This is a genomic window from Flavobacterium sp. GW821-FHT12A05 (assembly GCF_058807735.1).
On the sequence record NZ_JBXAQY010000002.1, the window covers coordinates 112,434 to 128,323 of the forward strand.

General features: G+C 33.8%; 9 protein-coding genes. 4 read left to right on the forward strand and 5 right to left on the reverse strand.

Annotation, left to right across the window (positions count from 1 at the left end; translation table 11 throughout):
- The first annotated feature begins 280 nt into the window (after positions 1–280).
- From AC1RRQ_RS03910 to AC1RRQ_RS03920, 3 genes are all read left to right on the forward strand, one after another.
- Positions 281–691, forward strand: a complete 411-nt coding sequence (locus tag AC1RRQ_RS03910; RefSeq protein ID WP_493021613.1) for a group III truncated hemoglobin — start codon at positions 281–283, stop codon at positions 689–691.
- A 101-nt stretch (positions 692–792) separates the two neighbouring features.
- The gene (locus tag AC1RRQ_RS03915; RefSeq protein WP_493021615.1) at positions 793–1,239 is read left to right on the forward strand and encodes a hypothetical protein; all 447 of its coding nucleotides are present in this window, start codon (positions 793–795) and stop codon (positions 1,237–1,239) included.
- A gap of 138 nt (positions 1,240–1,377) precedes the next feature.
- A complete protein-coding gene (locus AC1RRQ_RS03920; protein WP_493021617.1) occupies positions 1,378–3,135 on the forward strand; it encodes an aromatic amino acid hydroxylase in 1,758 nt (585 codons plus the stop codon).
- A 184-nt stretch (positions 3,136–3,319) separates the two neighbouring features.
- Here AC1RRQ_RS03920 and AC1RRQ_RS03925 read toward each other — a convergent pair whose 3' ends face one another.
- The 5 genes from AC1RRQ_RS03925 to AC1RRQ_RS03945 form a co-directional block, all read right to left on the reverse strand.
- A complete protein-coding gene (locus AC1RRQ_RS03925) occupies positions 3,320–3,949 on the reverse strand; it encodes a DUF4230 domain-containing protein (RefSeq protein WP_493021619.1) in 630 nt (209 codons plus the stop codon).
- Positions 3,950–4,193: 244 nt separating this feature from the next.
- Positions 4,194–6,509, reverse strand: a complete 2,316-nt coding sequence (gene tamL, locus AC1RRQ_RS03930) for a translocation and assembly module lipoprotein TamL (protein ID WP_493021621.1) — start codon at positions 6,507–6,509, stop codon at positions 4,194–4,196.
- Positions 6,493–11,595 (reverse strand): translocation/assembly module TamB domain-containing protein, encoded by a 5,103-nt coding sequence (locus AC1RRQ_RS03935; protein ID WP_493021623.1) that lies wholly within the window; start codon positions 11,593–11,595, stop codon positions 6,493–6,495. Before AC1RRQ_RS03935 ends, tamL begins: the two co-directional genes overlap by 17 nt.
- 240 nt (positions 11,596–11,835) lie before the next feature.
- Positions 11,836–12,792 carry a GSCFA domain-containing protein gene (locus AC1RRQ_RS03940; protein WP_493021625.1) on the reverse strand — a complete coding sequence of 319 codons (957 nt, stop codon included), beginning with the start codon at positions 12,790–12,792 and terminating at the stop codon, positions 11,836–11,838.
- A 104-nt stretch (positions 12,793–12,896) separates the two neighbouring features.
- The gene (locus AC1RRQ_RS03945) at positions 12,897–13,679 is read right to left on the reverse strand and encodes a hypothetical protein (protein WP_493021627.1); all 783 of its coding nucleotides are present in this window, start codon (positions 13,677–13,679) and stop codon (positions 12,897–12,899) included.
- Between the two features lie 317 nt (positions 13,680–13,996).
- Here AC1RRQ_RS03945 and AC1RRQ_RS03950 point away from each other — a divergent pair, with 317 nt between their 5' ends.
- Positions 13,997–15,742: an ABC transporter ATP-binding protein gene (locus tag AC1RRQ_RS03950; RefSeq protein WP_493021629.1), complete on the forward strand. Its 1,746-nt coding sequence runs from the start codon at positions 13,997–13,999 to the stop codon at positions 15,740–15,742.
- The last annotated feature ends 148 nt before the right edge of the window (positions 15,743–15,890 follow it).

The following is a 15,890-nucleotide window of genomic DNA, read 5'->3' on the forward strand; positions in this document are numbered from 1 at the left end:
ATAATTACAACTTTACAAATACACATCATTTGTAAAAATTACCTTAACAAAACCTTATCTTTATTTTTTTTAAACACTTATTTATCAAACACTTAAAACACAAAAAGCGTATAAAAATTCACATCCAATTTTTATACAATTACAATCTTTTAAAAATCAACCTTTTAAATTGAATCTAATACCTTGATTTTATTATAAAAATTTCACAAATGACAAATATCATGGAATAAATTTCGAGTTATAGCTTATTTTTGCATTTGAATTTTTTACATCTAAAATCATGGCAGAGCTTAAAGACATTTCAACTTTAGAAGACATAAAACAAATGGTTAATACCTTTTATGACAGTGTTAGGAAAGATGATCTTTTGGGACCTATCTTCAATGATAAACTGCAGGATCGCTGGGAACCGCATCTGCAAAAAATGTACGGATTCTGGCAGACTATTTTATTTGATGTAAGAGCTTATTCCGGAACTCCTTTTCCGCCGCACAAACAATTACCTGTAGATAAAACGCATTTCGACCGCTGGATTTCTCTTTTTAATACTTCAATAGACGCACAATTTGCCGGTCCGATTACCGAAGAAGCTAAAATGCGTGCCACAAATATGGCGTATATGTTCAATCATAAAATTGATTATTTTAGAAATGCCGAAAATGAACTGCGAAACGCATCAGGTAAATCTTAAAAAAAATCAACAATTAGATTTGGATACTATTTTTAATTAGATAAATTTGATTGAGCAAAATACCGCTAAAAGCCCAAATCAAAATCAATCTATACTTTAAAATGAAAAAAGTTATCCTGTTCTTTATTATTTGTTTCTCTTTTTTTAATCATTCAAACGCACAAACGCAGCCTCGGGTTTCTAATTTATATAAAGGAACTATTGATGGAAAAACACCAATAACCGTTTACATCCAGACAGAAGAAAATCAATGTAATGCCGATTTAATGTATGCCGCAATGTATCGATACAATAAATCAAATAATTGGATTCAAATTTATCCTACGCAAAGCAAAAAGAAAGAGAATGAATTTGTAATGGTAGAACATAATTTCAGCGGTGTTTTAATTTTACAAAAAATCGGAAATACTTTTACCGGTTTATGGATTAGTCCTGATGCCAAAAAACAATTAAAAGTAGATATCAAAGAGGTTTCAATGACCAAAAAAGAGGTTGAAAACTATGAAAAAACAATGGAAAAAGTAAGTTTCGAAAACAACGACTGCTAAAATTTCTTATTTCTACTCTAACTTCAAAATCTATAAAAACGCAATAAAAATCAATTTCGAATAAAAATATTGTGAAGAATAGCAAAAATTAGCGACCTAAATTCGTAATTTTACATTCTAATCTACAACGTTTTCGAAATGAATGCATCTATAGAAACCAATCCGTTATTAGAACGATTGCCAAAACATTTAAAGCAATTTATTAAGCCTCAGGATTATAGTGATTATACTCCAATTAATCAGGCGGTTTGGCGATATGTTATGCGTAAAAACGTAGATTATCTTTCTAAAGTGGCGCATCATTCTTATTTAGAAGGTCTTCGTAAAACCGGAATCGAAATTGATTCTATTCCGAGTATGTACGGAATGAACCGTATTCTAACCGAAATTGGCTGGGCTGCCGTTGCGGTTGACGGGTTTATTCCGCCAAATGCTTTTATGGAGTTTCAGGCGTATAACGTTTTGGTTATTGCTTCAGATATCAGACAATTAGAACATCTAGAATATACACCAGCACCGGATATTATTCACGAAGGTGCCGGCCACGCTCCTATTATTGCAAATCCTGAATATGCGGAATATTTGAGACGTTTTGGCGAAATTGGCTGTAAAGCGATTTCATCTCACAAAGATTATCAAATGTATGAAGCGATTCGTTTGCTTTCTATTTTAAAAGAAGCCGAAGATACTCCACAGGAAAAAATTGACGAAGCCGAAAAAGCAGTTGCCGATTTACAAAATGATATGGGCGAATTGTCTGAAATGGCCCAAATTAGAAACCTGCATTGGTGGACTGTTGAATATGGTTTGATTGGAACGGTTGAAGATCCAAAAATTTACGGCGCCGGATTACTTTCTTCTATTGGAGAAAGCGCCTGGTGTATGACAGATAACGTAAAAAAAATCCCTTACGATATTTCGGCTGCGAATCAGAATTTTGATATTACACAGTTACAGCCGCAACTTTATGTAACGCCTAATTTTTCGTATTTAAGTTTGGTTTTAGAAGAGTTTGCAAACAAAATGGCGCTGCGTACCGGAGGTCTTTCGGGAATTAAAAAGCTAATTCAGTCGAATGCTTTAGGTACAATTGAATTAAGTACTGGTTTGCAAATTTCGGGAGTTTTCACCAATGTTATTGAAGAGGAAGGAAAACCGGTTTACATTCAAACAACCGGAAAAACAGCTTTATCGTATCGCGAAAAAGAATTAGTCGGCCACGGAACTTTAACGCATCCACACGGATTTGGAAGCCCGATTGGAAAACTAAAAGGTTTTAATCTGGCAATTGAAGATATGAGTCCGAAGGATTTACAGGCGTACAGCATTGTAGAAAATGAAACAGTAAAACTGGAATTTGAAGGCAACATTATTGTTGAAGGTGAAATTATTACCGGATCCCGAAACTTACACGGAGAAATTATTCTGATTAGTTTTAGAAATTGCACGGTAACACATGGCGAAACTGTTTTGTTTCAGCCTGATTGGGGAAATTACGATATGGCAATTGGTAAAAAAGTGATTTCGGCATTTTCAGGTCCTGCCGATGTTAATAGTTTTGACTTAATTAATATCGTTCCCTCATCTAAAACTATTAAAGCAAAACATACTGATGAACGTGATGATTTAGAAAATCTATATGCATCAGTTAGAGATATTAGAAAAAATAAAAGTGCTAAAACAGAACTGAAATCTGTTTTTGAAAATCTAAAAAACAATCATTCGAACGATTGGTTATTAGCTGTAGAAATCGCAGAGCTTTTAAAAGATTCTGATGAAAAACAGCTTTTGCAAGAGGTTCTGGTTCATTTAGATCAATTGAAAGAAAAACGTCCCGAAATTGCACATTTAATTTCCGGCGGATTGGATTTGATTTTTGATAAGGAAGCTGTATAAAATTATTGCCCGCGGATTTTACGGATTTAAACTGGTGAACTCAGGTTTTTATTTACTCATAGGCATTGCGAGGAACGAAGCAATCTCATTTAGTGTATTTTAATAGTGTGGTTGCTTCGTTCCTCGCAATGACAAAACTAAGAATCTTTGTCCCTTTGAACCTTTGCCTCTCTGAACCTTAAAATTAAAGCTTCAAATCCTGATTTAACTCGGTTTCTGATTCAATTGTTTTTCCGTTGTATTCTAATTTCCAGCCCATTGAATTGGTTAGAATTAAAATCTTAGACAATTCGCTTATTAATCGGTTTTGGGCGTTTGTTTTCAGGGTTGAATTTTCGATTTTTTTTGCCAAGTTGGCTTTTACCGATTTATTGATTTTATTGTAATCATCGCCCGTAAACGGATTCAGTTTACTTTGCTCTACATCATAAAACTGAATATCAGGATTTATTGTGATTTCTTCTTTTGGAATATTTAGAATGGTGATGGTTTTGTTTTTTTCATCGATATCGTATTTCATTTTATGTAAATCGTAAGCAACGGTAACATTTGCATTTACAACAACAAGGGCTTTCTTTTCAAAAGAAACCATATCCATCAAATATTTCTGCTGATTTTTATATGTGATCACTTCGGAGAAATGTCCTTCGGTTACAACCAATTTTCCAACGTTTAAAATTTGCTGCTGAATTAAATTGGTATTATAATCGATTGTAGAATCGTCGTCTTTTTTGAACTGACAATATTTAAAAGCCAGAACTATCACAAGTACAAGCGCAGCTAAAACTATTATTCTCTTTATTAAATTTTGCATTCTATTATTTTATTAGACCAATTTACTCCTTTTTTAGATTTTTTCGCTGCGAATTATTTTTTTTCTGCCACGAATTACACGAATTACACTAATCTCAACTTTGTGTTTTTCTATCAATTTCACGAATTAAAATTCGTGAAATTGATAATTATGAGCAAACTACTAATTAGTGTAATTCGTGACCCGAGCGATAGCGAACTGACGAAGTAAATTCGTGGCGGAAAAGAATGGCAAAAAAAACTTTTTAAAACGGATATCCGATAGCAATATTTAAAATCAGGTTGTCTTTTCGCCATGATCCGCTTCCGAAATTAATATCATCGATTACCCAGCGCTGTCCATCCGGGAGGGCCGGATTTCTAAGAGGAAAAGCCAAATCGGTTCTTAAAATCAAAAATGATAAATCGAAACGCAAACCGGCACCGGCGCCTATCGCTAGTTCTTTCATAAAATCTTTTGAGATTTCGGCTCCTGGTTTATCAGGATCGGCGTGTAAAAGCCAAATATTTCCCACATCGACAAAAACTGCTCCTCTTACAATACTAAACAGCTTTGCTCTGTATTCTGTATTAAATTCCAGTTTCAAATCTGCCGATTGATCTGGTGTATAATTGTTATTTACTGTTGGCGGAATCACATAACTTCCCGGCCCTAAAGTTCTGGCTCTAAAGGCTCGAATACTATTGGTTCCTCCTACTACAAATTGTTTCGATGTTGGCAGCGTTCTTGAATTTCCGTAGGCAATTCCTGCTCCGACAATTAATCTGCTGGCCAATTCGCTTTCTTTTCCTAGTTTTAAATAATGCCTGAAATCGGTTCTGATTTTTACATATTGGCTAAACGGAACGTCGAATATCGTTTTTACATTGTCTTTATAATCTGCACCTGTAACTAAACCTGTTATGTTTCCTGCCAAATCTAATTCTCCATTAAAATAGATCGTATTTTTTCGGCGTTTCTGCATTGTGTTTGTGTAGGTGTAATTGTAAGTTGGGCCAAAAATCAACTGTTTTTCAATTACTTTTCCTAACGCTGCATCTTCCTCAATATCTTCTAAATATTCCGGTGTAACATGATTTGGACTCACGTACGTAACATCAATTACATTTAGCTGATGTTCTTTTCTTATATTTTCTTTCCACAAATACCCAAAAGAAGTATTAAAGGAATTAAGCGCATACAACTGTGTTCTTTTTTGATACTCGTATCGCAAAGTTGCTTTGGTTCTTGGCACATATTCGCTGTTTCCTTCTATATTAAACGGCGTAATAAATCTTGGCCAGGTTAAACTGGTTTCTGCTCCTAGTTTATAAATGTTCTTTCCTTTGTTTACCCCGCCAAGCTGGAAATCGGCACCGCCAAAAACGGACACGGTAAATAGTTCTGCGCCTTTAAGTAAATTTCGGTTATTCCAATTTACATTCAATTCTGTTCCGGTATAACTGGCTGAATTTGTTTTACCTAAAACCTCAACCCGAATAAACTTTTTAGGCAGAAGCGTTAGATAATAATACGAATCTAAAGTATTCGGAATACTATCTGATGGTTTAAATTCGTTTTTTACAAAACTAAAAGTTCCCAGATTTACGAACCGATTTAAGGTCAAATTATGGTCTTTTCTGTTGTATAAATCTCCTTTTTTAAAATATATGGTTCGATCGTAAACTCTTGGTTTAAAAGTCTCCGTAGTATCAATAATGGTAAAATCTTTATACTGCGTTATATTTTTCTGCCTGTACACCACGCTGTCATTTGACAAAGAAAAATTGGGATAAACAAAAATCTTATTAATCTTATAGGCTGTAAGTGCTTTTGGAGGCGTATCGGGTTTAATTACCAATCTAATTTTTACTTCATGATCGCCTTTACTGCTGTCAACCTGAGCCAGAAGATAATCCGGATTAAAGTAGAAATAACCTTTCTCTTTAAGTCTGGCGTCAATTCGTTCTCTTTCGGCTTTTATGACATCTAAGTCGTATGGTTTTCCTACTTTCAATAAACTTCTTCGGCTTGATCTTCCAATAATTCTGGACATGGCCAGAGAATCATCTGGAAAAGTCACGCTTTTAATAATATATTGTTTTTTGGGTATAACAGTATATTCTGCCGTAACTCGTTTATTTCTAACGGTAGAATCGGCGCTGACACGGGTTTTAAAATAACCTCGGTTTTCGGTAAAATTTCGCAAAACAGAGGCATTATAATCTAAATCGACTTTACTGAAAAGTACAGGCGGTTCCCCTACTTTATTACGAAGCCAATATCGGGTTCCTTTTTGTTTTTTTGGTTCTCCTGCAATATTGTAAATCCATAGTTTAGGACGTAAACCGAGAATTTGTTTGTTGGGTTTTGGACGTAACAAACCTTCTAATTCTGTTTCGAGTGCTTTTCTTTCTTTTTTCTTTATTAAAGAATCTTTCACTGTTACAGAACCTCCTGTGTAAAGCAAATCGCCTTCCGGAAGATATTTTGTATTACTGCAGCCTAAAACAAAAAACAGGCAAAACAGTACAAAATACTTTACATACCAATTTTCTATATGTTTATGTTTTTTGTTCATTGCCTTTAATTTGATTTTCTTCCTGATTCTCTTTTAATTCTTTTTCTTCTTTCTCTTTTTGCTTTCTTTTTTCATTCCGGATTTTTTCTTCTTTCAACATTTGTTTTTCTTGTTCTGAACGATGAAAAAGCTCTCTGAATTTATTGTAACTCATTGTAATAATAAAAGCAACACCCGTTTCTACCACCTGGCCTTCAACCGCTACCTGATATTGATTTTTTCTGTAAGCACGAACCATATAACGGCCGTCTTTTGTAAGCTGATAATCCAGTGCCACGTCTCCGGCAATATTGGTACTTTCTTCATTGGCACGTTCTGCGCCTTCAACTCCAAAACTGCTTCCTACGGTTACTTTCAATCTGTCATCAAGCAGTTTTTTAGAAACCGCAACATTCAAATCGGTTCTGTTCTGCATGTTTCCGGAAGTATAATCTTCTGTAGATTCTAAATCAAAATTGACTTCAAATCCGGTAATTAATTCTCCGGCAAGATTGTTTAATTGCTGCGAAAGAATTTTACTCACACTTTGTCTGGCCAAAGATTCTGCATTGGTACCGCCGCTTTCACTTGCAAATGGATTTTCGCCCACAAATCGGTTTAATAATAAAAGGGCAAAAACCTGTTTGTTTAATTCTGCCGGATCTTGTTCTAATTGTTTTAGTTTCGTCTGAGTTAAAGTCACAACATCCGAAGAAACATCGTAATTACCATCCGGAAGTACAATTCCAAATGAGATATCCGGTTTCATTAATTCTCCGTTCATTTTCAATAAAGTCTGAAACGGAAGTTTTTGTTTGTATGTGTTTCTTACTGCTGCATTGTCGCTTGGCAGCTGATTTCCCAATAAATCAATTGGCGCCGTATTTACTTTATAAATTGCCGTAATATTTAAATTAGCCATTGTTGGTTCGCCATTCCAGGTAATATAACTTCCTTTCTGGATTTCAAATTTTCTTTTGATTCCGTTAAAATTCATTTCATAAGCCCCATCAGAGAACTCATATTTACCTGTTAAAGTCGTTTTTCCTGATTTATCGATACCACCAACCAATTCGGCTTCGCCTTTTAGGTTTAAATAATCGCCGTTTGCTTTGTCAATAAGCAAAGTCAGTTCCGCTTCTTTATCAATAGAAATGGCCACATTTACATCCATTCCTTTTACTTCAGACTGATCGAGTTTATTTTGTAAATCAACCGTTTGTCTTAAATACATATTATCTTCGTCGACAAACTCAACAATTCCTTCGCGATCTGCGATTGAAGGATCTGATTGCGGCATTACCACCGTAAACTTGGTTTCTTTATTAATTTTAATTGTTCCGTCGACAATCGGGCTATCCAAATTTCCTTTGATGTTCAGCTTAGTATCCAGGAACATATCACCATAAAACAAATCATTATCGACTTCTTTAGAATGTATGGCTCTAAAATCATCGGCTGTAACCACCAAACCAAAATTGTAGGCTTTGAAATCTGGAGATTGAATGGTTCCGTCAACCGATAATTCGTTGTCATTTTCGTCATGAAGCGTGAACTTATCAAAAGTAATTACATCATTATTAAAGGTGATTTTTTCCTTATCTGTTTTGAAAAATGAATTCAGCTGTGTGATTCTAAAACCGGTATCATTAAAATCTAATTCTCCCGATACTTTCGGACTCGATGCATTACCTGCAATTTTGAAATTTCCGGATAAATATCCAGTACCATCCGTTACGTTGCCCATTGTAAATCCCTGAATACTTTTGATGTACAACTTATTTAAATCTAAATTGAAATCCAGATTTCCATCGTCCATTTTATAATTTCCAGTCAGGTTTACTTCGTTTCCTTCTCCGGTCAATGCCACATTTGCATTTAGTAAATTATCGGTTTTATTATCAACCTTTATTTGAATATCGCCCACCGCTTCTCCTTGAAAAGCAAAATCATCAATTTTTAAATCCGAAGTAAAAGTCGGTTTTGTCATTACATTTTCTGCAACTGCGTTTCCGTTAATTAAACCCTGCATCAGTAATTTGTCCTTTTTAACCATATTCATAATGGTTTCGATTTTGAAGTTTACAAAATCGACTTGCAATGGTGCATTATCTCCTGTTCCCTGCGATTGTACTTTTAATTCATTTCCGTTATTATTTAGGAAAAATTTATTGACATAAAGACGTTTATCGCCAAATTCGATTGCATTTTCCGGATCGATATTCCATTTATCGTAATTTAAAATGAAATTTTCGGCATCAATCTTAAAAATGTTTTTAGAATCTTCTGCCTTAAATTCTCCTGCAATAAAATATTGAGGTTTGTTTTTTGTATCCTGAACTTCAAGTGCATAAGTCAAAAGATTATTTTCTACTTTTCCGGACAAACTCGTAAACGGAATTTTTAATGACCCGCTTTCGATTGTGGCAACAGAAACAGAATATTCTAAAGCATTTTCTTTGGCTTCAACATTAATTTTCCCGTCGGCAATTGTATTTTCTGCGTATACGATTCTTGGGATTGTTCCTCTTATTTCCAACGAATCGGTTACGTTATTGTATTTTCCGGTAATTTTAATTGGTTCTAAACCTGTCAGTTTCGGAATCAGTTTAAAAAGAATCGGGTCATTATCAACCGTTAATGTAAAAGCCAAACGCTGTTCGTCAGACTCTCCGTTTGCTTTTGGGGTTTTCAAATCAATATATTTTGACAATGATTTTTTTATTGCCGCTGTCAATGTGGTCAATTTGTATTTTCCATCAACTTCGGCTTTTAAAAACTGAGACGAGATTTTAATATTATTTCGTGTATTATCTGAAAATGCAATAACACGAACCGAATCTAAAACGATTGGTTCTGCTCCTTGCAAAATCTGAATGTTTGATAGAAACACTTTTCCATTCAGGAAATCCGGATTACTATTGGCAATATCGGCGTCGACATTACCACGAAGTTTCATAGGTCCGGCATGAAGATTTAGTTTTTCCAGATCAGCAATATCCAGGTTTAGTTTTAGTTTTATGGATGGATACTTTTCTTGTGTATTTCCGCTCGCTGCCAAATCAAAATTTAAATTAGGGTCCTGCATTCCTGATTTTACTGCGAATGAACCATTTGCAATATTTCCTTTTAAGGCTAAATCTCTATAAGTATATCTATTGAAAACTGCTTTCTGCACAATTCCATCTAATTCAGCCTGCGCTGTTTTCGGGTCCAGACCTTTTCCTTTTACTTTGGCTTTAAGCGTAATTTTCCCGATTGAATCGTTTTTAATTAATCGGCCTAAATTAAAATCAAGTAAATAAACCGTTGCGTCGTATTTCTCTTTTTTCTTAACACGCTGATCGAATAAGGCATCTACTTTTGCATTTCCGAAACTACTGTTTAAAGCCAGATTGGTTTTGAAATTCTGAACAGAACCTTTAAATTTTCCCTGCAGGTTTATTTGCGACGGAAGCTGTATGTTTTTCGGAATTGTTCCGGCCGGCACAAACATATTTATATCTTTTGATGTACTGGCTATTTTTTTGATATTCAAATCGTAATAGGCTTTTTGAGCATCAGGCAGTCCGATTATCTTCCCCGAAAGGGAAACTTTTGTGGTTCCAATGCCGCTCATTTCAAATAGCGGAATATTCAAATCTTTTACCTTTCCGCTCACACGGCTGTTTACGTATAAAACGGCATTTGGATTACTTTTAAACGGATTTGTTTTTTGTAAATCCGGAACAAACAACAAGATGTCTTTAAATCCTATTTTCGAATCTTTTAAATTGGCATCGACCGCAAGATTAGCTATATCTTTTTGAAGTGCTGCGAGTGATTTGTATTCTACTTTAATCTTATCTTGTACCAGTGTTTGCGGTGTTTTTAAATACAAATTATTTAAATAGGCATTTTTAGGCCCGTAGAAAAAATCTGTTTTTAAGGACTGAATGTTCAAACCGCTTTTTTCTGTTGCGGCCAATGCTTTTATATTACCCGAAATAGTGTCGTTGCCATAATACAATTTCTCGGCCTCCAAATTGAATTTACTCAAATCTAAATGACTGTAATCAATTCCTTTTACAGCTGGTTTCGATTGCATATCATCAAATTTAAAGGCAATATTTTGTATGTTGACTTTATTAAGTTTTGCTTTCCAGCCTGCTTGTTTTATGGCTGTTGTATCTAAACTTGGCGCTTGAATTTGTTTGTCTTTTACACCTAATCTTAAATTACCGCTTAGGTTTTTAAGTTCGAAAGTATCGAAATCTAAAAGCTGTTTGTTTAAATCAATTTCGTTAACGGACAAATCTAAATTTCCGAGTTTTATTCCTGAATCTAATTTGGAGTCTTTATTATCATAGGCAATATCAATTTTTGATAAACTGATTTTGCCTAGTTTTAATTTGAAGTCTTTTCGTTTTGAAATGGTGTCGACGGTTTCTACGGAAACTTCGGCAATTTTCTCAACAACATCCTGATTTAAAACTAATTTTAATCCGTCCAGATCGATATTTGGAATGTCAAAATCCATTTTATCTAAATCGAATTTATTGAATTTTGTATCGAAATGTGTCAGTTTTACGGCAATGTCGTTTTTAGAAAAATCGTCTTTAAAATTAAATTTAACGTTATCCAGATTTACTTTTACAACCGAAATTTTAAACGGTTTGGCATTTGGATCTTCAACCTTTGGCTCTTTTGATTCGAATGCTTTTATGATATAATCAAAATTAAAAACGCCGTCTTTATTTCTGGAAATATTGGCTTTTACATTTTCAAGTGAAACTGAATTGATTTCGAGTTCGCTACTGACTAATTTAAAAAGGTCAACATCGAGTTCTAAACGTTTACCTGCCAACAAAGTATCCTTCTTTTGGTCTTCAAAATAAAAACCTTCCAGCACTACATCTTTGGGAAATTTAATTGAAATATGGTCTAAAGAAACTTTAGTTTTAATTTTTTCGTGGAGATAGGTTATCGCTTTGTCTTTGACGTAATTTTGAACCGAAGGAACCTGAATTAGAATGATAAGAAGTAATAAAAGTGCCACTACAGAAACCACGCACCATAACAGTACACGAAGTATTTTTTTTAAATAATGAATGGGTTTCTTATTCATATGTCAATAAAATGCTGGATTTGATTGCTTCTGAAAAAAGCACAGTTAGACATTTTACAAAAATGCAAAATTTAAACCTTTAACAATTTACATAATTATTAGCATTTATTCCAAAATTTTACTGTTAAATAGTTAATTTCTTACTTTAAGATTTAGCCACAAAGACATAAGGCGCAAAGTCTTTTATTTCTATAGCAATGGGTTTCTAGAAATGATGATATTTATTCAGCGAAAACCAAACTAGAATTTAATATGTGGTAATTTTTCTCCCAGAAGATTAATTTTCTGCTGGAGTTTTGCGAGGAACTTTTGATGCTGATCCGATTCTGGATTGAAGCTGCGATGGCGGAGACTTTTTTGAATTTCATCTACTTCCTGCATTACTGCTGTGCTTTCTTGTGAGATATAGTTTTCACTGAAAAGTTTCCAGATATAATCGATCGCAATTTGGTTAGGATGCAGCATATCTTCGTTATAAAAACGATAATCGCGAAGTTCGTCCATCATGATTTCGTAGGAAGGAAAGTATTCAGTGTTCCGTTTTAAGTGTCCAGTATTCAGAACAGAATGCAATGCGGTGAACAAATGCGATTTACTTAATTGATTTTCTACAAAACCATCTTTTATATGGCGTACAGGCGAAATTGTGAAAATGAAATTAATCTCAGGATTTAAAGCATGAACTAAATTGATAGTGTTTTGAATGCTTTGCTGAATTGTATCAATAGATAATAATTCTTTTGAGAATTGCTTTTGAGGAACTTTATGGCAATTGGCAGCGATTTCTGTACCTTCCAGATTTCGGTAAACCCAGGAAGTTCCAAAAGTGATAATAATATGTGTAGCTTCTTTAATTTGCTTGTAAGTTTCTGTAGTGGCTTTATTAAGCGATTCCAGCAATTCTTGTCTATCAGAATTGCTTAAATCAGAATGAACCTCAAAACTATGCCAGCGTTCGTTATAAAAGAAAATGTCTTTTTCTGTAAATAAATCTTCGTTACAAATTCGGCTGAATAATTTCTCTATTGAAACGGGGTTAAATATAATTCCGAATGGATTTGTTTCATTCTGAAATTTAAAATAATCAAATTTAGATGCCATGTTTTCGGCAAAACAAGACCCCATAGAAAGTATTTTCGAATTATAATCGATTGGATTATTACTTTTTAAAATTGAAATCTGGGTTCTAAACTGCATTTGATTTTTTTATTCAAAAATACGGTTTAAAACTTATTTATGGATCAAAAAAATCCCCAATCAACATTAACTGATTGGGGACTTATATAATTATTAGAAACTAATTAGTAAGCAATCTCTAATTTTTCAGAGTTTTTAGCGTCTCCAGAAAATAATTCAGTAACGTAATTACCAGCGTTATATTTGTTAGTTTTTGTTACAGTTACTGTTTGAGTTACTTCACCTTTACTATCGTAAGAAACAGTAACATTTTTTACTGTATTGTTTGCTGAGTAAAAATCGAAATTATCATCTAAATCCAATAAAAGTTTCGCTCCAGTAATGTTAATGTATGGGCTTTTCTTATCATCAAAAGTACTTGTGATTTTTTCTCTTTCTCCATTAATATACTCTGAAGAAGCAATGTTTCCGTTTGCAAAAGTATAAAGAGTAGTTGAATCGTATTTAATTTCTTGTCTGTCGATAATTTCAGATTCGTTTGCGTTAACTGTTCCGTTTGCGTTATAAACGAAAGTTAATTTTCTTTGACTGCTTTTGTTAGATTCTCTTGTAGTAATTTTAGAAACTAATTTTCCTGCTTCGTAAGCATACACATCTGTAGATTGTAAAATACCTGATTTAAACAATTCAACTTTAGTAATAAGATCTCCTGTGTACGTGTAAACAGATCTAGAAGCATCTGAAAGAGCGATTTCTTTCAATTTGTTTCCGTCATACGAAAAAGTGTAAGTAAGACTTCCTGATTTTCCGTCTTCTACAACTGTTTCAGTAATTTTTTTTGGTAATAATACTGCATTTTCAGATTCTGATGAATTATTATCATCACTTGAACAAGAAGAAATTAGCACCATTGATAATGCGCTAAAAAGGCATAAAATTTTTTTCATTTTGACTTGGTTAAATTTGTTATGCTGCAAACGTAAAACAACCTTAAACCAAAACCTTACGTGATTCCACATCAAAAAGAAATAATGTAGCTTAAACACTTATAACTTACTAACGGCAAACTATATAGACAGATTTTTTATATCAAAAAAAATTAACTAAAAGTAAAAAAACGTATAAACACCTAGCTGTTTTCTTATTTTTTACTACATACAAAACAAAAAAAGAAATAAAAATTACATTTTTAATAACAAAAACCATCACCGCAAACTAAAACATTTGCTTACTTTTGCATCTTCCATTTTTTTAATATTCCTATATGAAATTATTATATTCTTATATAATCAGACATAAAATGCTTCTATTTTTTGCTTTGATTATGGCCTCTATAAACATTTGTTTCAGTTTATCAGATTCTATTATTACCGGTAAATTAATGCAGGACTGCGGTGTTGGTTTGCATAAATACGACGGAAATGCGGCCGGTTTTATCAAATCTTTATCCTTCTGGCTTGGTCTTTCACTTGGCGCTGCCATGATTTCCAGAATTACCAAAAACTTTCAGGATTATTTCACCAATGTGGTGATCCAGAGAACCGGCGCTCAAATGTATACCGACGGAATCAAAAAATCGCTCGATTTACCTTATGCCGAATTTGAAGATCAGCGAAGCGGTGAAACTTTAAGCAAATTAACCAAAGTTCGTTCTGATTCTGAAAAGTTGATTACGCTTTCTATTTCGCTTATTTTTCAAACTATTATTGGGTTCATTTTTGTAATTCTATATGTAGCCCGAATTGATTATCGTATTTCGATTATATTTTTAGTAACGGCTCCAATTATTGCTTTGGTTAGTTCGTATCTAGGTAAAAAAATCAAAATCGTTTCTAAGAAAATTGTCAATCAAACCAATGCTTTGGCGGGTTCTACAACAGAAAGTTTACGAAATATCGAATTGGTAAAAAGTTTAGGTTTGACTTACCAGGAAGAGAAGCGTTTGAACTTAAACACTTTTAAAATTCTGCAATTAGAATTAGAAAAAATCCGTTTTATTAGAAGTTTGAGTTTTATTCAAGGAACAACGGTTCATTTTTTAAGAACCTGTGTGGTTTTTACTTTGTACTATTTCTTATTTGGAGGAAAAATTATTGTTGGCGATTTGTTAACGATGGTTTTCTTTACTTTCTTCATTTTTGGCCCACTTCAGGAACTTGGAAATTTCATTATTGCTTTGAACGAAACCAAAGTATCGATGGAGAATTTCAAAACCTTATTAAGCGCTCCAAAAGAATTTCGTCCGAAAAACCCAAAACATGTTGGCGCGATTCAGTCTTTATTATTTTCGAATGTAAGTTTTCAGCATAAAACGGCAAAATTCAAAGCAGTTGAAAATATCAATTTTGAAATTAAGCAAGGCCAAACCGTAGCGTTTGTCGGTCCTTCTGGTTCCGGAAAAACAACTTTGGTAAAATTACTCGTTGGATTGTATACGCCTGCCGAAGGTCATGTTTTTTATAATGATATTGATTCAACTGATATAGATTTACTTGACCTAAGAAAGCAATTAGGTTTCGTTACACAGGATGCCCAATTATTCTCCGGAACTATTCGCGAGAATCTTTTGTTTGTTAAGCCTAATGCAACCGATGAAGATTTATACGATGCCTTAAAACGCGCAAGCTGCGATAAGCTTTTAAGACGTGCCGAAGATGGATTAAACACTACGATTGGTGAGGGCGGAATCAAAGTTTCGGGCGGTGAAAAACAACGTTTGTCTATCGCAAGAGCCATTCTTAGAAATCCGAATTTATTGATTTTTGATGAAGCAACTTCTGCTCTGGATTCTATTACCGAAGAAGAAATTAATGCTACAATCCGTAATATTTCAGATAAAAACCGAATCACAGTTTTAATCGCACACCGTTTATCAACCGTAATGCACGCTGATAGAATTTTTGTTTTAGAGCAAGGTAAAATCATCGAGCAAGGTAAACATGATGATTTGATTGTGGAGAAAGGATTGTATTATGCAATGTGGCGCCAGCAAATAGGCGAAAGAAAATAGTTTTTTTTAAGTTGCTAAGAGGCTAAGGTTCTAAGGGACTAAGTTTTTTGAATAGCGTCTAGCTTTCGCTGGATGGATTATAAATTAAAGTTGAAGGGCTTTAGCCAAACGTAATAGTTTGGCTAAAGCCCTTTCTAATTCACCTTTT